Raw genomic sequence first — 22,090 nt, 5'->3', positions numbered from 1 at the left:
AGGCTATGACATTGTTCAAGCCTTTTACTATTTAAAAAGAATCACTTTAGTTGACGAAAGTAAGCTTATAGAGGCATAATAGAGAGTTGTTAAATGAGAATTTTAAAACACTTTTCATGTCTTCTGATTGATTTGGTCTTCTGACTTAATTATGATGTTTTTCAATCTTTGAGAAAGGAAAAATATGTCTATTATAAAAAATTTGTGGTGGTTTTTTAAGGAAGAAAAGAAGCGCTATCTTATTGGGATTTTGTCATTAAGTTTGGTTGCGGTGTTAAATCTTATCCCTCCTAAAATCATGGGATCAGTTATTGATGCTATTACAACTGGAAAATTAACAAGACCACAATTACTCTGGAATTTATTAGGTTTGGTTTTGTCAGCTTTAGCTATGTATGGGCTGCGTTATATTTGGCGTATGTATATTTTAGGGACTTCTTACAAATTGGGTCAAGTTGTCAGATACCGTTTATTTGAACATTTTACAAAAATGTCTCCTTCTTTTTATCAGAAATATCGTACAGGTGATTTAATGGCGCACGCGACCAACGACATCAATTCTCTAACACGTCTTGCAGGAGGAGGAGTTATGTCAGCAGTGGATGCCTCTATCACAGCATTAGTAACGCTTATCACCATGTTCTTTACTATTTCGTGGCAAATGACATTAATTGCGGTTATCCCTTTGCCCTTAATGGCCTTAGCAACTAGTAAATTGGGGCGAAAAACCCATGAAACCTTCAAAGAATCTCAGGCAGCCTTTTCAGAATTAAATAATAAAGTGCAAGAAAGTGTCTCTGGCGTCAAAGTGACTAAATCATTTGGTTATCAAGAACAAGAAATTGCTTCTTTTCAAGAGGTTAATCAGATGACTTTCGTGAAGAACATGCGGACCATGACTTATGATGTCATGTTTGATCCTTTAGTTCTTCTTTTTATAGGTGCCTCCTACGTATTAACATTGGCTATGGGAGCTTTTATGATTTCAAAAGGTCAAGTTACTGTTGGTGACTTGGTAACATTTGTGACGTATTTAGATATGTTGGTATGGCCCTTGATGGCGATTGGTTTCTTGTTCAATATGGTACAGCGTGGTAGTGTTTCTTATAACCGTATTAATAGTCTACTTGAGCAAGAATCGGATATAACTGATCCTTTAAATCCTATCAAACCTGTTGTCAATGGAACATTAAGATATGATATTGATTTCTTTAGATACGACAATGAAGAAACCTTAGCCGATATTCATTTCACCTTAGAAAAAGGTCAAACCTTAGGTTTGGTAGGTCAAACGGGATCAGGGAAGACAAGTCTTATTAAGTTATTGCTACGTGAACATGATGTGACTCAGGGGAAAATTACTTTAAATAAACATGATATACGTGACTATCGATTGTCTGACTTACGTCAACTAATCGGTTATGTTCCTCAAGATCAGTTTTTATTTGCTACCAGTATTTTAGAAAATGTTCGCTTTGGAAATCCAACTCTATCTATCAATGCTGTCAAAAAAGCAACTAAATTGGCTCATGTTTACGATGACATTGAACAGATGCCAGCAGGATTTGAGACTCTAATTGGAGAAAAAGGAGTCTCATTATCTGGTGGACAAAAACAAAGGATTGCGATGAGTCGTGCCATGATTTTAGATCCAGATATTCTTATTTTGGATGATTCTCTATCAGCAGTGGACGCTAAAACGGAACATGCCATTATTGAGAATCTTAAAACGAATCGTCAAGGGAAATCGACTATTATTTCAGCACATCGTTTATCAGCTGTTGTGCACGCAGACCTTATCTTAGTTATGCAAGACGGCAGAGTCATCGAGCGAGGTCAGCATCAAGAGTTGCTAAATAAAGGTGGTTGGTATGCTGAAACGTATGCCTCACAGCAATTAGAAATGGAGGAAGCATTTGATGAAGTCTAATCAATGGCAAGTCTTTAAGAGATTAATCTCCTATTTACGCCCTTATAAATGGTTTACAGTATTAGCTCTATCTCTCTTATTGTTGACGACTGTTGTTAAAAATATTATTCCTTTAATTGCTTCACATTTTATTGATCACTATCTGACAAATGTTAATCAAACAGCAGTTCTTATTTTAGTGGGATATTATTCAATGTATGTCTTGCAGACCTTAATTCAATATTTTGGGAATCTCTTTTTTGCGCGTGTTTCTTATAGTATTGTTAGAGATATTCGTAGAGATGCTTTTGCTAATATGGAAAGGCTAGGCATGTCTTATTTTGATAGGACACCGGCAGGATCTATTGTGTCACGTATTACTAATGATACTGAAGCAATATCTGATATGTTTTCGGGTATTTTATCAAGTTTTATCTCGGCGATATTTATTTTTACAGTTACTCTGTACACTATGTTGATGCTAGACATTAAACTAACAGGACTCGTCGCTCTTTTGTTACCTGTTATCTTTATATTAGTGAATGTCTATCGGAAAAAATCAGTCACTGTCATTGCTAAAACGAGAAGTTTACTTAGTGATATCAATAGTAAATTATCAGAAAGTATTGAAGGAATTCGCATTGTACAGGCTTTTGGTCAAGAAGAGCGCTTGAAGACTGAATTTGAGGAAATTAACAAAGAGCATGTTGTGTATGCCAATCGTTCTATGGCTCTTGATAGTCTCTTCTTAAGACCGGCGATGTCTCTTTTAAAACTCCTAGCATATGCTGTTCTTATGTCTTATTTTGGATTTACAGGAGTTAAAGGAGGTCTTACGGCAGGATTAATGTATGCTTTTATTCAGTACGTTAATCGTCTCTTTGACCCTTTAATTGAAGTAACGCAAAATTTTTCAACCTTACAAACATCAATGGTATCAGCAGGGCGTGTGTTTGATCTGATTGATGAAACAGGTTTTGAACCAAGCCAAAAAAATACAGAAGCTTTTGTGAGAGAAGGAAATATCGAATTTAAAAATGTATCATTCTCATATGATGGAAAAAAACAAATCCTTGATAATGTTTCTTTTAGTGTTAAAAAAGGTGAAACTATTGCTTTTGTAGGAGCGACAGGTTCTGGAAAATCATCTATTATTAATGTCTTTATGAGGTTTTACGAATTTCAATCTGGACAAGTTTTATTAGATGGGAAGGATATTAGGGATTACTCACAAGAACAATTGCGAAAGAATATTGGACTCGTCTTACAAGACCCCTTTTTATATCATGGCACTATTAAATCTAATATCAAAATGTACCAAGACATCACCGATCAAGAGGTACAGGACGCAGCAGAGTTTGTTGATGCTGATCAATTTATTCAGAAGTTGCCAGATAAGTACGATTCAGCTGTTTCAGAACGTGGGTCAAGTTTTTCAACTGGACAACGCCAACTATTAGCGTTTGCCAGAACTGTGGCTAGTAAACCTAAAATTTTAATCTTAGATGAGGCGACAGCAAATATTGATTCGGAAACAGAGCAGATTGTACAAGATTCGTTAGCAAAAATGCGTCAAGGTCGAACAACAATTGCCATTGCTCACCGCTTATCAACCATTCAAGATGCTAATTGTATCTATGTTCTTGATAGAGGAAAGATAATTGAAAGTGGGAATCACGAGTCTTTATTAGACCAAAAAGGGACTTATTATCGTATGTACCAATTACAAGCCGGCATGATGGAGGTCTAGAAAATTTAGGCTATTCAAAAGGCATAATCTGTGAGGCTTAGAGGTTGGAATAGTTATTCCTCTAAGCCTTTTTTATATTTTACAATTAGTGTATAATGAGGTCAAAGTACAAGGAAAGGTCTATAAAATGTTACTATTGGTAGATAATTACGATTCTTTTACCTATAATTTAAAGCAATATTTAAGTGTCTATAAAGAGATATTCGTCATAAAAAATGATGATCCTAACCTTTTTTTATTAGCTGAGAGCGCAGAAGCCATCGTCTTATCACCTGGACCAGGACACCCAAAGGATGCTGGGAAAATGTTAGAATTAATCAATCAGTTTATAGGAAAGAAACCTATTCTAGGTATCTGTTTGGGGCATCAAGCGCTTGCTGAGTGCTTGGGTGGGCGATTAAATTTAGCAAATCACGTTATGCATGGTAAACAAAGTTGGGTAACAATAAACGACCATACTAGTTTGTTTAAGGGAATTGATAGTCCAACCCAAGTTATGCGTTATCACTCATTGGTAGTGACTGATTTACCAGAGAATATTGCTGTTATTGCACGATCAAATGAGGATAATGAAATCATGGCATTCCATTGCCCCAGCTTAAAGGTATATGCGATGCAGTTTCATCCTGAGTCAATCGGGAGTATTGATGGAATGAAAATGATTGAAAACTTTTTGACGTTAATTAATGACTAAAATGTGTTAGTGTAGGATAATGACTCTCTATAAATAAAAGACAGTACCTAAGGTACTGTCTTTTATTTAGTTGTATAGATGAGTTAATCTGTTTGCAAATTTACGATAAATAATCAAGCAAATGGATGCTTTTAAGGTATCCCCAGGAATAAAAATAAGGTTAGAAAATAGTGATTTAGTTAAGGGGAGAGAAGTTTGAAAGGAAAGAACGATGCTACCACAAATATCAATCAATAGTACGCCAAATATCCAAATAATAAGGAATTGAACCCAGAGTTTTGTTGTTTTCACTTTCTCAAGCCCTAGGCCGATAAAAAAAGCTGCAAATGGATAAGTCAGCAGATAGCCTGCTGTTGGCCCAAACAGCGTTACGAGACCTGACCGTCCTCCTGGTAAAAATGGTGCACCAATAGCAACTAAGAGCAAGAAAATAGCCACAGCTAGGAAACCTTTCCTACTACCAAGCAGAGCACCTGCCAGCATAACACCAAGATTTTGTAAGACAATTGGGACTGGAATGAAACCTAATGGGATCCCTGGGATAAAACCTAAAACAATGAGTAGTGCAACCATGAGTGCAATATAGGTAGTTGTTCTTGTATTCATTTAAATTAATTCCTTTTTAGTATGATTTAGTTGTAATTTTTCCAAGAATTCAATATCGGTATGTTGATTGCGACCGCCCTCTGTTAGGTAATTTCCCAAAAAAGTTGAGTCAACAAGTAAGGTGACTAATGATTCAAAATTCTCAAAATGGACCTCTCGTCCAGCGCTTAATCTTAATTCCTTGAAAGGAAAAACAAAACGCAACATGGCCATAATTTTTAAGCATTTAATGGGAGTCAAATAGTTATATTTTCCAAGAGGTGTTCCTTCAACAGCAAGTAAAAAATTGACAGGGATAGAATAGGGGTTCAGCTCTTTTAGTCTGAAAGCTAATGTGATGAGCCCCTCATCACTCTCTCCCATACCACAAATGAATCCAGAACAAACATCAATGTCTTCATTGTGAATTCTTTCTAAAGTATCACAACGATCTTTGAAGCTATGCGTCGTTGCAATGTTGGGGTAGTTTTCTTCGGGGGTGTTGAGATTATGATTGATACGGTCAATTCCTGCTTGTTTTAGCTGATGAAGTTGTTCTCTATCCAAAAAACCAGCGGTAAGGCATATTTCTAGAGGGAGGCTTTTTTTGATTTCAGGGATGACTTGACATAACTGCTCAATTTCTCTCTTGCTAGGCTTAGTTCCACTCATCGCAATACAAAAGACGCTAGCACCATTTTGATGAGCGACAATAGCCTGTTTTAGAATGACATTTTGAGGAAGCAGACCAAATTTATCAATGTCAGCAGTGCTTTCTTTAGATTGAGAACAGTAACCACAATTTTCTGCACAAAGTCCTTGCTTAGCACTTAATAAAACGTTAAGGCGAATATTATTTCGGCTAACTTGATTCTTAAGGTATAAGGCAGCAGCGTAGATTTCCCACCAGTTCTCATCGCTATTTAGAATTTCCAGCGCTTGTTCATAAGAAATGCTAGTCTTTCCAGATAATATTTCGTCAGCCAAATGGATATAATTTGTTTGAAATGACATGATAATCTCCTTTAACGAAATTAATAATAGCATAAAAAAACTATATTGTAAACTTAGTCTATATAATAAGTTAACAATATAAAAATTATGATATACTGGTCTTATATTTTGACGGGAGATAAGATGAAAAAACTATTTAAAAAAGCGATAGCTATGTGCCGAGATTTGCCGCTTAATTTTGTAATTGTTGAACTTAGTTTGTATCAAAGAGAGGATGGCTCATCTGATAATATTAAATGGATTTCTAAGCGAATCCTTGAGGTAACGGTAACTGATCAGCAATGGATTTACCATTTGAGGATGCTTAATTTACCAAAACTTAAGCCAATGTCACTAGCATCCAGTGACTGTCCTGCAAGGGAAGAGAAGGTTAGTCTTATTTCAATAGAAGAGTGTCAAAAATTCACTAGCTTAGTGCGAGATAAAAATCCTTTTCACCAAGGGGAAGCAGCTATTGTGCCTGCGGCTCTATTATTGGAAAAAATAATGGAAGTTAGAAAAGGAAAAATAAAGGAGATTCATTTGACTTTTTTATCTCCAGTAAGGGTGAATCAAGAATTCTCAGTGCAAGTAGTGGATAACACAGTGATTATTTTTCAGCATCAAATATTATGTGTGAGGGGAACATATGAAGAATAGAGATGTTTATATTGGTTTTGGGCTACGAACACCTATCGGTATAAAAGGGAAGCAATTTAAACATTACCGTCCAGAACTTTTAGGAGCACACCTTTTAAATCAAATAAAAAAAATAGAATCAGAATCTAACATTGATAGTATTATTTGTGGGAACACAGTTGGTACTGGGGGCAATATTGGTCGTTTGATGACTCTTTTTTCTGATTATGAATCCTATATTCCAGTACAAACGATTGATATGCAGTGTGCTTCATCAAGTTCTGCCTTGTTTTTTGGTTATCTAAAAATCAGTACCGGTATTAATGAAAAAGTTCTTGTTGGGGGGATTGAAAGTAGTTCTCTTCAACCTATGAGACGTTATGCTAAAGAAGATAATCGTAACGGAGAATATACAGTTGCTCAGTTTTCTCCTGACTCTTATGCTGAAACTGTAATGTTAGAAGGGGCCCAGAGAGTCTGTCAAAAATATGGTTTTAGAAGAGAAATGTTAGATAAATTGGCATTCTTGAGCCATAAACGCGCCTTAACAGCTAAACAAGGTGGCTATTTAGAAGAGGTAATCTTACCAATGGAAGGGATGCGAGATCAAGGCGTTAGAAAACTAAAAGAAACATTTTTTCAAAAATTACCAAGATTGATGGAAAATTCACCTTTGCTCACTATTGGAAATGTTTGTTTAATGCACGATGCTGCTGCATTTCTAACGCTTCAGAGTCAGAAAACAGAATTCCGGATTGTTCACATTGTAGAAGTAGCAGGAGATCCCAAGCTTAGTCCAGAATTGGTTCACACGGCTACGGAAAAACTATTAACAGAAACTCATACTAAAATATCGGATTATGATGCAATTGAATGGAATGAACCATTTGCAGCGATTGATGCTCTATTTAATCATTATTATCCTGAAGAGAGAGAAAAATTCAATATTTTTGGAGGGGCATTAGCTTACGGACACCCTTATGCCTGCTCAGGAATTATTAATATCCTTCATCTTATGCAGGCATTAAAATATAAAAATAAACCTATGGGTCTAACTGCCATTGCAGGGGCAGGAGGAGTCGGAATGGCCATATCAATAGAGTACTTAGGAGTTAAGAATGCTTGAATCATTGAAAACGATAGTTAAAACCAATAGCGATAAAAAGTTATTTGATGGTGATTTACAGGTCAGTTATGGAGAATTTTATAACTTAGTAAGACAAGATATGGCGTCACAAGACAATAGGAAACATGTGATTAGCACACACTCTCTGCTTAACCAATTAGTAAGATTTGTTTCAAAGTTATGTAAAAAAGCTCTTCCTATTATTTGTAAACCTAACCTTACTCATAATGAAATAAGTCGATTAGAAAAAGAAGTGCAGTATGCTCCTCAACTAGCTGATTTTGGTGTTCTTTCTTCTGGGACTACAGCTGATGCTAAACTATTGTGGAGGAGCTTCACTTCGTGGTCTGATTTTTTTAGCATTCAGAATGCTTATTTTTCGGTCACTTCCAATAGCAAACTGTTTATTCAAGGTGATTTTTCATTTACTGGTAACTTAAATTTAGCGCTATCCCTTTTATTACTGGGGGGAACACTTGTTGTCACACAGAAAAATTCTGTAAAATACTGGCAGACTTTATGGGAAAAAACTGGTGTAACGCATCTATATCTGCTCCCTAGTTATCTCAAGTTAGTGGAACAATATAGCAAGGAGACTGCGTTAGACAATAAAACTATTATTACCTCTTCGCAATATGTCTCTGACTCATTACTGGAAGGTTTATATAGAAAGCATCCTAAAGTGTCAGTGAAAATCTTCTATGGTGCTAGTGAGCTCAATTATGTGTCATGGTACGATGGTCGTGATATCCGAGATAAGCCACAGTATGTTGGAGAAATCGTTCCAAATGTAGCTGTTAGGATTAAAGAGGGAAGAATTTTTGTAAAAACACCGTATAGTATCTGTGGCCTTTCAAGTGAATATTGTGCTGGTGATTATGGTGAACTGATAGATGGCAAATTATATCTATTTGGCCGTGGTGGTGATTGGTGCAATCAATCGGGCATTAAGCTCTATTTACCTAGATTAATCGAAAAATTAAAAACATGCCCTTATATCAAGGATGCAGTAGCATTTACAAAAGAGAGTCAAAGTCATGGACAAGAGTCACATTGCTGTATTGTTTTAATTGAAAATCAGATGCAACAAGAGTGTTTGAAGTGGTTATCGGAACATTTTGAAAAGAAGTATGGGTTTAAGCATTATCATATTGTATCTAAAATTCCTTTGATGCCATCTGGAAAAATTGATTATCAACAACTCAAAAGACAGTTAGCATGAGCTTTTACTAAAAAAATAAAATAGGGTTAATGGATTGCAAACCTCAGTTCTGATATTCTTTATTTTGAAAGATATCGTGATATAATGATAAAAAAGAAAGATAAGGAATAAAATGTTATCAAAAGCAAAATCACGATATATTATCCGTGAGATTATTAAGTTATTTCCAGATGCTAAACCTAGCTTAGACTTTACTAATGTCTTTGAGCTTTTGGTAGCTGTAATGCTATCAGCTCAAACAACTGATGCGGCTGTTAATAAAGTTACACCCGCCCTTTTTGAACGCTTTCCAAATCCTTTAGTTTTGGCACAAGCTGATCCCAAAGAGATTGAACCCTATATTTCTAAAATTGGGCTTTACCGTAATAAAGCTCGATTCTTAAATCAATGCGCTAAACAATTGATAGAGCATTTTGATGGAAAAGTCCCCCGAACTCGTCAAGAGCTAGAAAGTTTGGCTGGCGTTGGAAGGAAAACGGCTAATGTGGTCATGAGTGTTGGATTTGGTATTCCGGCTTTTGCCGTAGATACTCATGTCACTCGGATTTGTAAACACCACCAGATTTGCAAACAGTCGGCTTCTCCACTGGAAATTGAGAAACGAGTCATGGAGGTTTTACCACCAGAAGAGTGGCTAGCTGCTCATCAATCCATGATTTATTTTGGTCGTGCAATTTGTCATCCTAAAAATCCAAAATGCGACCAGTACCCACAACTTTATCACTTTCCTGATAATTTAAAGTGATTAGAATAAAAGAGAGTAACTGGTGACGATTATATAAGCGATACTTAAAAACGGTAGAAAAGCTATCGTTTTTTTCATTTTTCTCATAACTAAACAATAAATAATTCCTAACCAAGCACCTATTTGAATAATAAAAAGCATTTGATGAAGAGGTAAAGATAAGCCAATTGTGGCTAAATAAAGGAAATCTCCACTTCCGATATTAATATCAACCACTTCAGCTAAAATCCCAAATAAACACAAAACAATAGAAACTTTTGTAATCGGTGTGAGAATTATCGTTGAAATGGTGAATAATATCCATAGAAAAATAGGATACTCTTGGTATTTTATATCATAATAACTTAAGATAAAACTCATGCATAAAGAAATAAAATAGATGGTAGACATAATCATAAAATCCTTTTTATAGTTTATATTTATATTCGAAAAATGGTAGAAAAGAGATTACGATTTCTATTATAGATAGTCAGTCTAACGTCATAATGACAATTAGCAAGCGGTTGCGGATTTTCTTGAAAATTGAATGGTTTTCTGTTAAAATTCATATATGAAAGTTTTATTCGATGTGCAGAATCTTTGGAAAAAATTTGGTATTTATGTTTATATTGGTAAACGTCTTTATGATATCGAAGTTATGAAGATTGAATTGCAACGTCTCTACGATAATGGTCTGATAAGTAGAGATGATTATTTAAAAGCAGAACTGATTTTAAGAAGAGAGCACAGACTAGAATTGGAGAAGGAAATTAAAAAATGAGTAAGAAATTATTGGGAATTGACCTCGGAGGAACGACCATTAAATTTGGTATCTTGACGCTTGAGGGAGAAGTACAAGAAAAATGGGCAATTGAGACCAATACTTTAGAAAACGGAAGACATATCGTTTCTGATATCGTTGAATCTCTCAAACATCGTTTGAGCCTCTATGGATTAACAAAAGATGACTTTCTCGGTATCGGTATGGGTTCTCCAGGAGCTGTTGATAGAACTAGTAAAACAGTAACAGGTGCTTTTAATCTAAATTGGGCTGATACTCAAGAAGTAGGTTCAGTTATTGAAAAAGAAGTTGGAATTCCATTTTTTATTGATAACGATGCTAATGTTGCAGCACTTGGTGAACGCTGGGTAGGTGCTGGTGCCAATAATCCCGACGTTGTTTTCGTAACCCTCGGAACAGGAGTAGGTGGAGGTGTTATCGCAGATGGTAACCTCATCCATGGTGTTGCAGGAGCAGGTGGAGAAATTGGGCATATGATTGTTGATCCAGAAAATGGATTTACGTGCACATGTGGTAACAAAGGCTGCCTTGAGACAGTTGCATCAGCGACAGGTGTTGTTAGAGTAGCACGTCAACTCGCAGAACAATATGAGGGTTCGTCTGCCATTAAAGCAGCGATTGACAACGGTGATACTGTTACAAGTAAAGATATTTTTATAGCAGCAGAAGATGGGGATAAATTTGCTAATTCTGTTGTTGAACGTGTATCACGTTACCTTGGACTGGCAGCAGCTAATATTTCAAATATTTTAAACCCTGATTCTGTGGTTATTGGTGGCGGTGTCTCAGCAGCAGGTGAATTTTTACGTAGTCGCGTTGAGAAATACTTTGTCACATTTGCTTTCCCACAAGTTAAAAAGTCAACTAAAATTAAGATTGCTGAACTAGGTAATGATGCTGGTATTATTGGTGCAGCAAGCTTAGCCAATCAACAAGCAAGTTAAGGAGATAAGGTATGGATATGTCTGTTATTTTAATTATTGTTATTCTTCTGGCTTTTGTTGCTTGGGCATCTTGGAATTATTGGAGGGTTCGTAGGGCAGCTAAATTTTTAGATAACGAGTCTTTTCAAAAAGAAATGTCACGAGGACAGTTAATTGATATCCGAGAAGCTGGTGCTTTTCATAGAAAGCATATTCTCGGAGCACGTAACATTCCAGCAAGTCAATTTAAAGTTGCCTTATCGGCTTTGCGCAAAGATAAACCTGTCCTCTTATATGACGCAAGCCGTGGTCAATCTATTCCAAGGATTGTTTTGTTACTCAGAAAAGAAGGTTTTAATCAACTTTACGTGTTAAAGGACGGTTTCAATTACTGGACGGGTAGAGTTAAGTAATATACTAAGGAGAGAGTTACTATTAATAACTCTCTTCACTTTTTGTAGAAATGAATTAAATTGAAAAAAGTAGAAAATAAATGGCATAAATAATGAAATGATGAAAGGTTTTCTTATCACAAATAGGCAGTTAATATGAAAACATTTACACTTGTGTAAATTCTGTTTTTTAAGAAAAATTGTGTTATAATTCATAAGTTAACAGAATTACATTATAAAATAGAGGAAAACATGACAAATTTAAGAACAGATATCCGTAACGTTGCGATCATTGCCCACGTTGACCACGGTAAAACAACTCTCGTTGATGAATTATTAAAACAATCACATACTCTTGATGAGCGTAAAGAGCTTGAAGAACGTGCAATGGATTCAAATGATATCGAAAAAGAACGTGGTATCACCATTCTTGCAAAAAATACAGCCGTAGCATACAACGATGTTCGTATCAATATTATGGACACACCTGGTCACGCGGACTTTGGTGGTGAAGTTGAGCGTATTATGAAAATGGTTGATGGTGTTGTTTTAGTCGTTGATGCCTACGAAGGAACAATGCCACAAACACGTTTTGTTTTGAAGAAAGCTCTTGAACAAAACTTAATTCCAATCGTTGTTGTAAATAAAATTGATAAGCCGTCAGCTCGTCCATCAGAGGTTGTTGATGAAGTTCTTGAACTATTTATTGAGCTCGGTGCTGATGATGATCAACTAGATTTCCCTGTTGTTTATGCTTCAGCTATCAATGGAACATCTTCAATGTCAGATGATCCTTCAGATCAAGAAAAAACAATGGCACCGATTTTTGATACTATCATTGATCACATTCCAGCCCCAGTTGACAACTCGGAAGAACCACTTCAATTCCAAGTTTCTCTTCTTGATTACAATGATTTTGTAGGACGTATTGGTATTGGACGTGTTTTCCGCGGGACTGTCAAAGTTGGAGATCAAGTTACTCTTTCAAAACTTGATGGTACAACTAAAAACTTCCGCGTAACAAAACTTTTTGGTTTCTTTGGACTTGAACGTAAAGAAATCCAAGAGGCTAAAGCGGGTGATTTAATCGCTGTTTCTGGTATGGAAGATATCTTCGTTGGTGAGACAGTAACTCCGACAGATGCTATTGAACCACTACCAGTTTTACGTATTGACGAGCCAACACTTCAAATGACTTTCTTGGTGAATAATTCACCATTTGCAGGTCGCGAAGGTAAATGGATTACGTCACGTAAGGTTGAAGAACGTCTTTTAGCAGAATTACAAACAGACGTTTCTTTACGTGTTGACCCAACAGATTCGCCAGATAAATGGACGGTTTCAGGGCGTGGAGAATTACATTTATCTATCCTTATTGAAACAATGCGTCGTGAGGGATATGAACTTCAAGTATCACGTCCAGAAGTTATCATCAAAGAAATTGATGGTGTTCAATGCGAGCCGTTTGAGCGTGTTCAAATTGATACTCCAGAAGAATATCAGGGTGCTATTATCCAAAGTTTGTCAGAGCGTAAAGGTGATATGCTTGATATGCAGATGGTTGGTAATGGTCAAACGCGTTTGATTTTCTTGATTCCTGCACGTGGTTTGATTGGTTATTCAACAGAGTTTCTTTCAATGACACGTGGATATGGTATCATGAATCATACTTTTGACCAGTATCTACCGGTTGTTCAAGGAGAAATTGGTGGTCGTCATCGTGGTGCCTTGGTTTCTATTGAAAATGGTAAAGCAACTACATATTCAATTATGCGTATTGAAGAACGTGGGACTATCTTTGTAAATCCAGGTACAGAAGTTTATGAAGGAATGATTGTTGGTGAGAATTCTCGTGATAATGACCTCGGAGTCAATATTACAACTGCTAAACAAATGACAAATGTCCGTTCAGCAACTAAAGATCAAACTGCAGTCATCAAGACGCCTCGTATCCTTACTTTAGAAGAGTCACTTGAATTTTTAGCAGATGATGAGTACATGGAAGTAACTCCTGAGTCTATTCGTCTTCGTAAACAAATTTTAAATAAAGCAGCACGTGACAAAGCTAATAAAAGGAAAAAATCAGCTGAATAATATCCAAAGTATTTCTTATTTATGATTAATAAGAAAGGAGTTCTATGTTTTACTTAATTGTTGCCCTTTTGATTGCCTTGTATTACTTTTTTATGGCACCAAAAACAGTACGTAATACTTTGAACGCTATTGGTTTAGTAGGTTTGGTAGCCTTATTACTTGTCTTGGCAGTTATGAGTTTTATTAAAATCCTTCAATTGCCAGGTGAATTGTATATTGGGCTTATAATGATTCCTCTAGGATATACAGCATTTAAAGAAACATTGAATTTGTCAGAAAAGAAGAAATAGCTTATGAACTTAGGATTTTGTCTCCTAAGTTCTTTGGTTTTGAGAAATTAGAGACATATCCTTTACCTTGAAAAAGCCACTGATTAAAGGTAAAATAATAGGGATAATAATGATAGAATGGGACGAGTAATGAAAACAATAACAACATTTGAAATTAAAAAAGTTTTAGTCCTTGGTTTAGCACGATCTGGAGAAGCTGCTGCACGTTTGTTAGCTAAGTTAGGAGCAATAGTGACAGTTAATGATGGCAAACCATTTGATGAAAATCCAACAGCACAGTCTTTGTTGGAAGAGGGTATTAAAGTGGTTTGTGGTAGTCATCCTTTAGAATTGTTAGATGAGGATTTTTGTTACATGATTAAAAATCCAGGAATACCTTATAACAATCCTATGGTCAAAAAAGCATTAGAAAAACAAATCCCTGTTTTGACTGAAGTGGAATTAGCATACTTAGTTTCAGAATCTCAGCTAATAGGTATTACAGGCTCTAACGGGAAAACGACAACGACAACGATGATTGCAGAAGTCTTAAATGCTGGAGGTCAGAGAGGTTTGTTAGCTGGGAATATCGGCTTTCCTGCTAGTGAAGTTGTTCAGGCTGCGAATGATAAAGATACTCTAGTTATGGAATTATCAAGTTTTCAGCTAATGGGAGTTAAGGAATTTCGTCCTCATATTGCAGTAATTACTAATTTAATGCCAACTCATTTAGATTATCATGGGTCTTTTGAAGATTATGTTGCTGCAAAATGGAATATCCAAAATCAAATGTCTTCATCTGATTTTTTGGTACTTAATTTTAATCAAGGTATTTCTAAAGAGTTAGCTAAAACTACTAAAGCAACAATCGTTCCTTTCTCTACTACGGAAAAAGTTGATGGTGCTTACGTACAAGACAAGCAACTTTTCTATAAAGGGGAGAATATTATGTCAGTAGATGACATTGGTGTCCCAGGAAGCCATAACGTAGAGAATGCTCTAGCAACTATTGCGGTTGCTAAACTGGCTGGTATCAGTAATCAAGTTATTAGAGAAACTTTAAGCAATTTTGGAGGTGTTAAACACCGCTTGCAATCACTCGGTAAGGTTCATGGTATTAGTTTCTATAACGACAGCAAGTCAACTAATATATTGGCAACTCAAAAAGCATTATCTGGCTTTGATAATACTAAAGTTATCCTAATTGCAGGAGGTCTTGATCGCGGTAATGAGTTTGATGAATTGATACCAGATATCACTGGACTTAAACATATGGTTGTTTTAGGGGAATCGGCATCTCGAGTAAAACGTGCTGCACAAAAAGCAGGAGTAACTTATAGCGATGCTTTAGATGTTAGAGATGCGGTACATAAAGCTTATGAGGTGGCACAACAGGGCGATGTTATCTTGCTAAGTCCTGCAAATGCATCATGGGACATGTATAAGAATTTCGAAGTCCGTGGTGATGAATTCATTGATACTTTCGAAAGTCTTAGAGGAGAGTAACTATGGGGAAAAAAATTGTTTTTACAGGTGGTGGTACGGTAGGTCATGTAACACTAAACCTAATATTAATCCCCAAATTTATCAAAGATGGTTGGGAAGTACATTATATTGGTGATAAAAATGGCATAGAACATGAACAAATTAATCAGTCTGGACTTGATATCACATTTCACTCTATAGCTACTGGGAAACTACGTCGCTATTTTTCATGGCAAAATATGTTAGATGTCTTTAAAGTAGGGGTTGGCGTTCTTCAATCGATTGCTATTATTGCTAAACTTAGACCCCAAGCCTTATTTCCAAAAGGGGGATTTGTTTCAGTACCTCCTGTAGTAGCTGCACGCCTATTAAAAGTTCCTGTTTTTGTTCATGAATCAGATTTATCAATGGGGTTAGCAAATAAGATTGCTTATAAATTTGCGACTATTATGTATACGACTTTTGAACAATCTAAAGATTTAATCAAAACTAAGCATATTGGTGCTGTAACAAAAGTCATGGATTGTAAAAAGTCGTTTGAAAATACTGACTTAACTAGTATAAAAGAAGCCTTCGATCCAAACCTAAAGACCTTACTATTTATTGGAGGATCAGCAGGTGCAAAAGTATTCAATGATTTTATTACTCAAACACCTGAGCTGGAAGAAAAATATAATGTTATCAATATTTCAGGCGATTCTTCTCTCAATCGATTGAAGAAGAACCTTTATCGCGTGGATTATGTTACAGACCTTTATCAGCCTTTAATGAATTTAGCAGATGTGGTTGTTACACGAGGTGGCTCTAATACTATTTTTGAATTAGTAGCTATGAAAAAACTTCATCTTATTATCCCTCTTGGACGTGAAGCGAGCCGAGGTGACCAATTAGAGAATGCTGCTTATTTTGAAGAAAAGGGCTACGCATTGCAGTTACCAGAATCTGAATTAAACATAAATACACTTGAGAAACAGATAAATTTATTAATTTCTAACAGTGAGAGTTACGAAAAAAACATGTCACAATCATCTGAAATAAAATCTCAAGATGAATTTTATCAATTATTAATTGATGATATGGCAAAAGTAACAAAAGGATAAAACATGCCTAAGAAGAAATCAGATACCCCAGAAAAAGAAGAAGTTGTCTTAACGGAATGGCAAAAGCGTAACCTTGAATTTTTAAAAAAACGCAAAGAAGATGAAGAAGAACAAAAACGTATTAACGAAAAATTACGCTTAGATAAAAGAAGTAAATTAAATATTTCTTCTCCTGAAGAACCTCAAAATACTACTAAAATTAAGAAGCTTCATTTTCCAAAGATTTCAAGACCTAAGATTGAAAAGAAACAGAAAAAGGAAAAAATAGTCAACAGCTTAGCCAAAACTAATCGCATTAGAACTGCACCTATATTTGTAGTAGCATTCCTAGTCATTTTAGTTTCCGTTTTCCTACTAACTCCTTTTAGTAAGCAAAAAACAATAACAGTTAGTGGAAATCAGCATACACCTGATGATATTTTGATAGAGAAAACGAATATTCAAAAAAACGATTATTTCTTTTCTTTAATTTTTAAACATAAAGCTATTGAACAACGTTTAGCTGCAGAAGATGTATGGGTAAAAACAGCTCAGATGACTTATCAATTTCCCAATAAGTTTCATATTCAAGTTCAAGAAAATAAGATTATTGCATATGCACATACAAAGCAAGGATATCAACCTGTCTTGGAAACTGGAAAAAAGGCTGATCCTGTAAATAGTTCAGAGCTACCAAAGCACTTCTTAACAATTAACCTTGATAAGGAAGATAGTATTAAGCTATTAATTAAAGATTTAAAGGCTTTAGACCCTGATTTAATAAGTGAGATTCAGGTGATAAGTTTAGCTGATTCTAAAACGACACCTGACCTCCTGCTGTTAGATATGCACGATGGAAATAGTATTAGAATACCATTATCTAAATTTAAAGAAAGACTTCCTTTTTACAAACAAATTAAGAAGAACCTTAAGGAACCTTCTATTGTTGATATGGAAGTGGGAGTTTACACAACAACAAATACCATTGAATCAACCCCTGTTAAAGCAGAAGATACAAAAAATAAATCAACTGATAAAACACAAACACAAAATGGTCAGGTTGCGGAAAATAGTCAAGGACAAACAAATAACTCAAATACTAATCAACAAGGACAACAGATAGCAACAGAGCAGGCACCTAACCCTCAAAATGTTAATTAGCAATAAAAAAGACTGGATTTATCAGTCTTTTTTATATATATCAAGTCAGTCATAGATTGCTAGTAAAAATTGATTTCTTGAAAAAATTTAAGTTTGTTATAAGTTCCGAATGGTTTAAATAAGTTAGAAATATTTCAATTTGATGTTGCTTAATAAAAAAACGTAATTTGGTAACAATTCTGCTTTTTTTATGGTATAATATTTTCTGAATAATTCTGTTTTTGGCAGATGTAGAATAGAAAAGAATGGAAAGATAGCGAGGTCGAGTGAATGGCTAGAAATGGCTTTTTTACTGGTTTGGATATAGGAACAAGCTCGATTAAAGTTTTAGTTGCAGAATTTATTGCAAATGAAATGAATGTAATTGGGGTTAGCAACGTCCCTAGTTCCGGTGTAAAAGATGGTATAATTATTGATATTGAGGCAGCAGCAACTGCAATCAAAGAGGCGGTAAAACAAGCTGAGGAGAAAGCAGGCATCACCATTGACAAAATCAATGTTGGATTACCAGCAAATCTTCTCCAAATTGAACCAACTCAAGGAATGATTCCTGTTCCTAATGAATCAAAAGAAATTAAGGATGAAGATGTCGAAAGTGTTGTTAAATCAGCATTGACTAAAAGCATTACTCCTGAAAGAGAAGTTATTTCATTGATTCCGCTTGAATTCATTGTAGATGGTTTCCAAGGGATTAGAGACCCTAGAGGGATGATGGGGATTCGCCTTGAGATGCGTGGTCTTATCTATACTGGACCAACAACTATCCTTCATAATCTTCGTAAAACTGTTGAACGAGCAGGTATAAAAGTAGAGCATGTTGTGATCGCCCCTCTAGCCTTAGCAAAATCAGTTCTAAACGAAGGTGAACGTGAGTTTGGTGCAACTGTGATTGATATGGGAGGCGGACAAACAACAGTCGCTTCTATGCGTAATCAAGAATTGCAATATACTAATATTTATTCTGAAGGTAGCGATTATGTTACCAAAGATATTTCTAAAGTGCTACGTACAACAGTAGAAATCGCCGAAGCATTGAAATTCAACTTTGGACAAGCTAATGTTGAAGAAGCAAGTACTTCTGATACAGTTCAAGTTAATGTTGTTGGTAACGAGGAACCTGTTGAAATTACAGAAAGCTATCTTTCGCAAATTATTTCAGGACGTATTCGTCAAATTTTAGAACATGTCAAACAAGACTTGGGTAGAGGTCGTTTACTTGATTTACCTGGTGGTATTATTCTTGTTGGAGGTGGTGCAATTATGCCAGGAGTTGTCGAGGTTGCTCAACAAATTTTTGGAACTAGAGTTAAATTGCACGTTCCAAACCAAGTAGGTATTCGCAATCCAATGTTTGCTAATGTTATTAGTATCGTTGATTATGTAGGAATGATGTCAGAAGTTGACATTATCGCACAACATGCTGTAACTGGCGACGAAATGCTAAGACATAAACCAGTCGACTTTGATTATAAAGAAAAAACAAATACAATGTCGACAATGCCTTATTCTGAGCCGTTAACCTCTTCTATGGAAGATTCTAATTTAGAACCAATCCGAGCAAGAGAAAACGCTCAAGAGCCTACTGAGCCTAAAGCTAATATTGGTGAGCGCATCAGAGGAATTTTTGGAAGTATGTTTGACTAAAACAATAAGTGAGGAATAAAAATGGTATTTTCATTTGATACAGCATCAGTACAAGGTGCAGTTATTAAAGTTATTGGTGTTGGAGGCGGTGGCGGTAACGCTATTAACCGCATGATTGACGAAGGTGTCGCTGGCGTTGAGTTTATTGCAGCAAATACTGATATTCAAGCCTTAAGTAGCTCAAAAGCTGAAACTGTCATTCAACTTGGTCCAAAATTAACTCGCGGACTTGGTGCAGGAGGACAACCTGAAGTTGGTCGTAAAGCAGCTGAAGAAAGTGAAGAAGTTTTAACAGAAGCACTTACTGGCGCTGATATGGTATTTATCACAGCAGGTATGGGGGGCGGATCTGGTACAGGTGCGGCTCCAGTTATTGCACGTATTGCAAAGAGTTTAGGAGCACTTACAGTAGCGGTCATCACACGTCCTTTTGGCTTTGAGGGTAATAAACGTTCTAACTTCGCTATCGAAGGTATTCAAGAATTAAGAGAACAAGTTGATACACTGCTTATCATTTCAAATAATAATCTTCTTGAAATTGTAGATAAGAAGACACCATTGCTTGAAGCTCTTAGTGAAGCAGATAATGTTTTACGTCAAGGTGTTCAAGGTATTACGGATTTGATTACTAACCCAGGTTTAATTAACCTTGACTTTGCAGATGTTAAAACAGTTATGGCAAATAAAGGTAATGCACTGATGGGAATTGGTATCGGTTCTGGTGAGGAACGTATTACTGAAGCTGCTCGAAAAGCAATTTATTCACCACTTCTTGAAACAACGATTGATGGAGCAGAAGACGTTATTGTCAATGTTACCGGCGGTATGGATATGACACTTACTGAAGCAGAGGAAGCATCAGAGATTGTTAGCCAAGCAGCAGGTAAAGGTGTCAATATTTGGTTAGGTACTTCAATTGACATGGATATGAAAGACGAAATCCGCGTAACAGTTGTTGCAACAGGTGTACGTAAAGATAAAACTAATCAAGTATCTGGTTTTACAACATCAGCTCCAACTAATCAAGCACCTTCAGAACGTCAAAGTACTTCAAATTCAAACTTTGATCGTCGTGGCAACTTTGATATGACAGAGTCTCGCGAAATGCCAACTCAACAAAATCAGCCTCATGCACAAAATCAGCAACAAAGTTCTGCTTTTGGTAATTGGGACCTTCGTCGTGATAATATTTCACGTCCGACAGAAGGTGAACTTGATAGCAAGTTGTCTATGTCAACGTTTTCAGAAAATGATGATATGGATGATGAACTTGAAACACCTCCATTCTTTAAAAACCGTTAATTAAAATGATGAATTTACAAGAAAATAAAACAGCGATTTTTGACAATGTTAGTAAATTAGCACTAAAAGCAGGTCGCGCTCCTGAATCAGTTCATATCGTAGCTGTAACAAAATATGTTAACTGTCAAACAACAGAAGCGCTTATTAGAACAGGTGTTAATCATATCGGTGAAAATCGTGTTGATAAATTTCTTGAAAAATATCAAGCATTAAAAGATGAAAAGCTTACATGGCATCTCATTGGTAGTTTACAACGTCGAAAAGTTAAAGATGTCATTAATTATGTTGATTATTTTCATGCTTTAGATTCTGTTAAGTTAGCAGCTGAGATTCAAAAACGTGCTCAAAAACCAATTAAATGTTTTCTACAAGTTAATATATCACGAGAAGACAGTAAGCATGGTTTTACTATTGAGCAAATAGATGATGCACTGAACTTAATTTCTCGGTACGATAAAATTGAACTTATCGGCATCATGACTATGGCTCCTTTAAAAGCAACTAAAGAGGAAATATCATCAATTTTTGAAGAGACTGAGAGTCTTAGGAAAAGGCTTCAAGCTAGGAACATAGAACGAATGCCGTTTACAGAATTAAGCATGGGCATGAGTAGAGATTATGATATTGCTATTCAAAATGGATCAACATTTGTAAGGATAGGAACTTCATTCTTTAAATAATGGAGGGGAATATGGCATTAAAAGATAGATTTGACAAAATTATTTCTTATTTTGACACTGACGATGTAAGTGAAAATGAAGTACACGAAGTACAAGAGAGAACTTCAGTGCAAAGAGATTCCAGAGCAGCTACAGCACAGGAAGCTTCTCAGCGTAGTCATATGACTAACTCCGCAGAGGAAGAGATGATTGGTAGTCGTCCGAGAACTTCTACCTATGATCCTAATCGTCAGGAGAGACAAAGGGTACAGAGAGACAATGCTTATCAGCAAACTACTCCTAGGATTCAAAATAAAGACTCAGTTCGACAACAGAGAGAACAAGTAACAATTGCTCTGAAGTATCCCCGTAAGTATGAGGATGCACAAGAAATTGTTGATTTACTTATCGTTAATGAATGTGTCTTGATTGATTTTCAATATATGCTTGATGCGCAAGCACGACGTTGCTTGGATTATATTGATGGTGCAAGTAGAGTATTATATGGTTCATTACAAAAGGTTGGGAGTTCAATGTTTCTATTAACACCAGCCAATGTTATGGTCGATATTGAGGAGATGAATATTCCAAAGACTGGTCAAGAGACGAGTTTTGATTTTGATATGAAGAGACGATAA

General features: G+C 35.8%; 22 protein-coding genes. 19 read left to right on the top strand and 3 right to left on the bottom strand.

Annotated features, from left to right (window positions below; genetic code table 11):
• Window positions 1-184: 184 nt before the first annotated feature.
• The 3 genes from EGX70_RS05250 to EGX70_RS05240 all read left to right on the top strand — a co-directional run bounded on the left by EGX70_RS05250 (window position 185) and on the right by EGX70_RS05240 (window position 4,353).
• Window positions 185-1,930, top strand: a complete 1,746-nt coding sequence (locus EGX70_RS05250) for an ABC transporter ATP-binding protein (RefSeq protein ID WP_000022471.1) — start codon at window positions 185-187, stop codon at window positions 1,928-1,930.
• The gene (locus EGX70_RS05245; protein ID WP_000841526.1) at window positions 1,920-3,659 is read left to right on the top strand and encodes an ABC transporter ATP-binding protein; all 1,740 of its coding nucleotides are present in this window, start codon (window positions 1,920-1,922) and stop codon (window positions 3,657-3,659) included. Before EGX70_RS05250 ends, EGX70_RS05245 begins: the two co-directional genes overlap by 11 nt.
• A gap of 127 nt (window positions 3,660-3,786) precedes the next feature.
• A complete protein-coding gene (locus EGX70_RS05240; RefSeq protein ID WP_000925632.1) occupies window positions 3,787-4,353 on the top strand; it encodes an aminodeoxychorismate/anthranilate synthase component II in 567 nt (188 codons plus the stop codon).
• A gap of 66 nt (window positions 4,354-4,419) precedes the next feature.
• On the opposite strand, the gene EGX70_RS05235 is transcribed toward EGX70_RS05240, so the two are convergent.
• Both EGX70_RS05235 and bioB read right to left on the bottom strand, forming a co-directional pair.
• Entirely contained in the window at window positions 4,420-4,959 is a 540-nt protein-coding gene (locus tag EGX70_RS05235) for a biotin transporter BioY (RefSeq protein ID WP_001097572.1), read from the bottom strand.
• The gene (gene bioB, locus EGX70_RS05230; protein ID WP_000009965.1) at window positions 4,960-5,952 is read right to left on the bottom strand and encodes a biotin synthase BioB; all 993 of its coding nucleotides are present in this window, start codon (window positions 5,950-5,952) and stop codon (window positions 4,960-4,962) included.
• A 123-nt stretch (window positions 5,953-6,075) separates the two neighbouring features.
• Between bioB and EGX70_RS05225 the strand changes: the two genes are divergently transcribed.
• From EGX70_RS05225 to nth, 4 genes are all read left to right on the top strand, one after another.
• Window positions 6,076-6,591, top strand: coding sequence for a hypothetical protein (locus EGX70_RS05225; protein WP_000732604.1), 516 nt, complete (start codon window positions 6,076-6,078; stop codon window positions 6,589-6,591).
• Window positions 6,581-7,696, top strand: coding sequence for a thiolase family protein (locus EGX70_RS05220; protein ID WP_000796105.1), 1,116 nt, complete (start codon window positions 6,581-6,583; stop codon window positions 7,694-7,696). Before EGX70_RS05225 ends, EGX70_RS05220 begins: the two co-directional genes overlap by 11 nt.
• The gene (locus EGX70_RS05215; protein ID WP_123947984.1) at window positions 7,689-8,918 is read left to right on the top strand and encodes an AMP-binding protein; all 1,230 of its coding nucleotides are present in this window, start codon (window positions 7,689-7,691) and stop codon (window positions 8,916-8,918) included. Before EGX70_RS05220 ends, EGX70_RS05215 begins: the two co-directional genes overlap by 8 nt.
• A gap of 112 nt (window positions 8,919-9,030) precedes the next feature.
• Complete coding sequence (nth, locus tag EGX70_RS05210) at window positions 9,031-9,663, top strand: endonuclease III (RefSeq protein WP_000949176.1); 633 nt, start codon at window positions 9,031-9,033, stop codon at window positions 9,661-9,663.
• On the opposite strand, the gene EGX70_RS05205 is transcribed toward nth, so the two are convergent.
• Window positions 9,664-10,059, bottom strand: coding sequence for a prepilin peptidase (locus tag EGX70_RS05205; RefSeq protein ID WP_000606045.1), 396 nt, complete (start codon window positions 10,057-10,059; stop codon window positions 9,664-9,666).
• 154 nt (window positions 10,060-10,213) lie between these two features.
• On the opposite strand from EGX70_RS05205, the gene EGX70_RS05200 reads away from it, so the two are divergent.
• From EGX70_RS05200 to EGX70_RS05145, 12 genes are all read left to right on the top strand, one after another.
• Window positions 10,214-10,423 carry a YqgQ family protein gene (locus tag EGX70_RS05200; RefSeq protein ID WP_123947982.1) on the top strand — a complete coding sequence of 70 codons (210 nt, stop codon included), beginning with the start codon at window positions 10,214-10,216 and terminating at the stop codon, window positions 10,421-10,423.
• On the top strand, window positions 10,420-11,388 hold the full coding sequence (locus tag EGX70_RS05195; RefSeq protein ID WP_000038547.1) for an ROK family glucokinase: 969 nt from the start codon (window positions 10,420-10,422) through the stop codon (window positions 11,386-11,388). The genes EGX70_RS05200 and EGX70_RS05195 overlap by 4 nt, the downstream gene beginning before the upstream one ends.
• A gap of 11 nt (window positions 11,389-11,399) precedes the next feature.
• Window positions 11,400-11,780, top strand: coding sequence for a rhodanese-like domain-containing protein (locus EGX70_RS05190; protein WP_000367664.1), 381 nt, complete (start codon window positions 11,400-11,402; stop codon window positions 11,778-11,780).
• A gap of 231 nt (window positions 11,781-12,011) precedes the next feature.
• Window positions 12,012-13,853: a translational GTPase TypA gene (gene typA, locus EGX70_RS05185; RefSeq protein ID WP_123947980.1), complete on the top strand. Its 1,842-nt coding sequence runs from the start codon at window positions 12,012-12,014 to the stop codon at window positions 13,851-13,853.
• A gap of 44 nt (window positions 13,854-13,897) precedes the next feature.
• Window positions 13,898-14,143, top strand: a complete 246-nt coding sequence (locus tag EGX70_RS05180; RefSeq protein WP_000499533.1) for a DUF3165 family protein — start codon at window positions 13,898-13,900, stop codon at window positions 14,141-14,143.
• A gap of 129 nt (window positions 14,144-14,272) precedes the next feature.
• Entirely contained in the window at window positions 14,273-15,628 is a 1,356-nt protein-coding gene (gene murD, locus EGX70_RS05175) for a UDP-N-acetylmuramoyl-L-alanine--D-glutamate ligase (RefSeq protein WP_123947978.1), read from the top strand.
• Window positions 15,629-15,630: 2 nt separating this feature from the next.
• Window positions 15,631-16,707, top strand: a complete 1,077-nt coding sequence (locus EGX70_RS05170; RefSeq protein ID WP_123947976.1) for a UDP-N-acetylglucosamine--N-acetylmuramyl-(pentapeptide) pyrophosphoryl-undecaprenol N-acetylglucosamine transferase — start codon at window positions 15,631-15,633, stop codon at window positions 16,705-16,707.
• A gap of 3 nt (window positions 16,708-16,710) precedes the next feature.
• On the top strand, window positions 16,711-17,847 hold the full coding sequence (locus EGX70_RS05165) for a cell division protein FtsQ/DivIB (protein ID WP_001124859.1): 1,137 nt from the start codon (window positions 16,711-16,713) through the stop codon (window positions 17,845-17,847).
• A gap of 270 nt (window positions 17,848-18,117) precedes the next feature.
• Entirely contained in the window at window positions 18,118-19,491 is a 1,374-nt protein-coding gene (gene ftsA / locus EGX70_RS05160; RefSeq protein ID WP_000113465.1) for a cell division protein FtsA, read from the top strand.
• A 21-nt stretch (window positions 19,492-19,512) separates the two neighbouring features.
• Complete coding sequence (gene ftsZ, locus EGX70_RS05155) at window positions 19,513-20,793, top strand: cell division protein FtsZ (RefSeq protein WP_000232007.1); 1,281 nt, start codon at window positions 19,513-19,515, stop codon at window positions 20,791-20,793.
• Window positions 20,794-20,798: 5 nt separating this feature from the next.
• A complete protein-coding gene (locus EGX70_RS05150) occupies window positions 20,799-21,473 on the top strand; it encodes a YggS family pyridoxal phosphate-dependent enzyme (protein WP_000981487.1) in 675 nt (224 codons plus the stop codon).
• 11 nt (window positions 21,474-21,484) lie between these two features.
• Window positions 21,485-22,090 carry a cell division protein SepF gene (locus EGX70_RS05145; protein ID WP_001185360.1) on the top strand — a complete coding sequence of 202 codons (606 nt, stop codon included), beginning with the start codon at window positions 21,485-21,487 and terminating at the stop codon, window positions 22,088-22,090.

This window comes from Streptococcus sp. FDAARGOS_522 (genome assembly GCF_003812445.1).
Lineage (GTDB): Bacteria > Bacillota > Bacilli > Lactobacillales > Streptococcaceae > Streptococcus > Streptococcus agalactiae.
The sequence above is the reverse complement of the archived record's forward strand: the minus strand, read 5'-3'. Positions and strand labels throughout refer to the sequence as shown.

Coding starts and splice junctions, on each gene's coding strand:
- EGX70_RS05250 (WP_000022471.1), top strand. CDS start 185: ATGTCTATTATAAAAAATTTGTGGTGGTTTTTTAAGGAAGAAAAGAAG.
- EGX70_RS05245 (WP_000841526.1), top strand. CDS start 1,920: ATGAAGTCTAATCAATGGCAAGTCTTTAAGAGATTAATCTCCTATTTA.
- EGX70_RS05240 (WP_000925632.1), top strand. CDS start 3,787: ATGTTACTATTGGTAGATAATTACGATTCTTTTACCTATAATTTAAAG.
- EGX70_RS05235 (WP_001097572.1), bottom strand. CDS start 4,959: ATGAATACAAGAACAACTACCTATATTGCACTCATGGTTGCACTACTC.
- bioB (WP_000009965.1), bottom strand. CDS start 5,952: ATGTCATTTCAAACAAATTATATCCATTTGGCTGACGAAATATTATCT.
- EGX70_RS05225 (WP_000732604.1), top strand. CDS start 6,076: ATGAAAAAACTATTTAAAAAAGCGATAGCTATGTGCCGAGATTTGCCG.
- EGX70_RS05220 (WP_000796105.1), top strand. CDS start 6,581: ATGAAGAATAGAGATGTTTATATTGGTTTTGGGCTACGAACACCTATC.
- EGX70_RS05215 (WP_123947984.1), top strand. CDS start 7,689: ATGCTTGAATCATTGAAAACGATAGTTAAAACCAATAGCGATAAAAAG.
- nth (WP_000949176.1), top strand. CDS start 9,031: ATGTTATCAAAAGCAAAATCACGATATATTATCCGTGAGATTATTAAG.
- EGX70_RS05205 (WP_000606045.1), bottom strand. CDS start 10,059: ATGATTATGTCTACCATCTATTTTATTTCTTTATGCATGAGTTTTATC.
- EGX70_RS05200 (WP_123947982.1), top strand. CDS start 10,214: ATGAAAGTTTTATTCGATGTGCAGAATCTTTGGAAAAAATTTGGTATT.
- EGX70_RS05195 (WP_000038547.1), top strand. CDS start 10,420: ATGAGTAAGAAATTATTGGGAATTGACCTCGGAGGAACGACCATTAAA.
- EGX70_RS05190 (WP_000367664.1), top strand. CDS start 11,400: ATGGATATGTCTGTTATTTTAATTATTGTTATTCTTCTGGCTTTTGTT.
- typA (WP_123947980.1), top strand. CDS start 12,012: ATGACAAATTTAAGAACAGATATCCGTAACGTTGCGATCATTGCCCAC.
- EGX70_RS05180 (WP_000499533.1), top strand. CDS start 13,898: ATGTTTTACTTAATTGTTGCCCTTTTGATTGCCTTGTATTACTTTTTT.
- murD (WP_123947978.1), top strand. CDS start 14,273: ATGAAAACAATAACAACATTTGAAATTAAAAAAGTTTTAGTCCTTGGT.
- EGX70_RS05170 (WP_123947976.1), top strand. CDS start 15,631: ATGGGGAAAAAAATTGTTTTTACAGGTGGTGGTACGGTAGGTCATGTA.
- EGX70_RS05165 (WP_001124859.1), top strand. CDS start 16,711: ATGCCTAAGAAGAAATCAGATACCCCAGAAAAAGAAGAAGTTGTCTTA.
- ftsA (WP_000113465.1), top strand. CDS start 18,118: ATGGCTAGAAATGGCTTTTTTACTGGTTTGGATATAGGAACAAGCTCG.
- ftsZ (WP_000232007.1), top strand. CDS start 19,513: ATGGTATTTTCATTTGATACAGCATCAGTACAAGGTGCAGTTATTAAA.
- EGX70_RS05150 (WP_000981487.1), top strand. CDS start 20,799: ATGATGAATTTACAAGAAAATAAAACAGCGATTTTTGACAATGTTAGT.
- EGX70_RS05145 (WP_001185360.1), top strand. CDS start 21,485: ATGGCATTAAAAGATAGATTTGACAAAATTATTTCTTATTTTGACACT.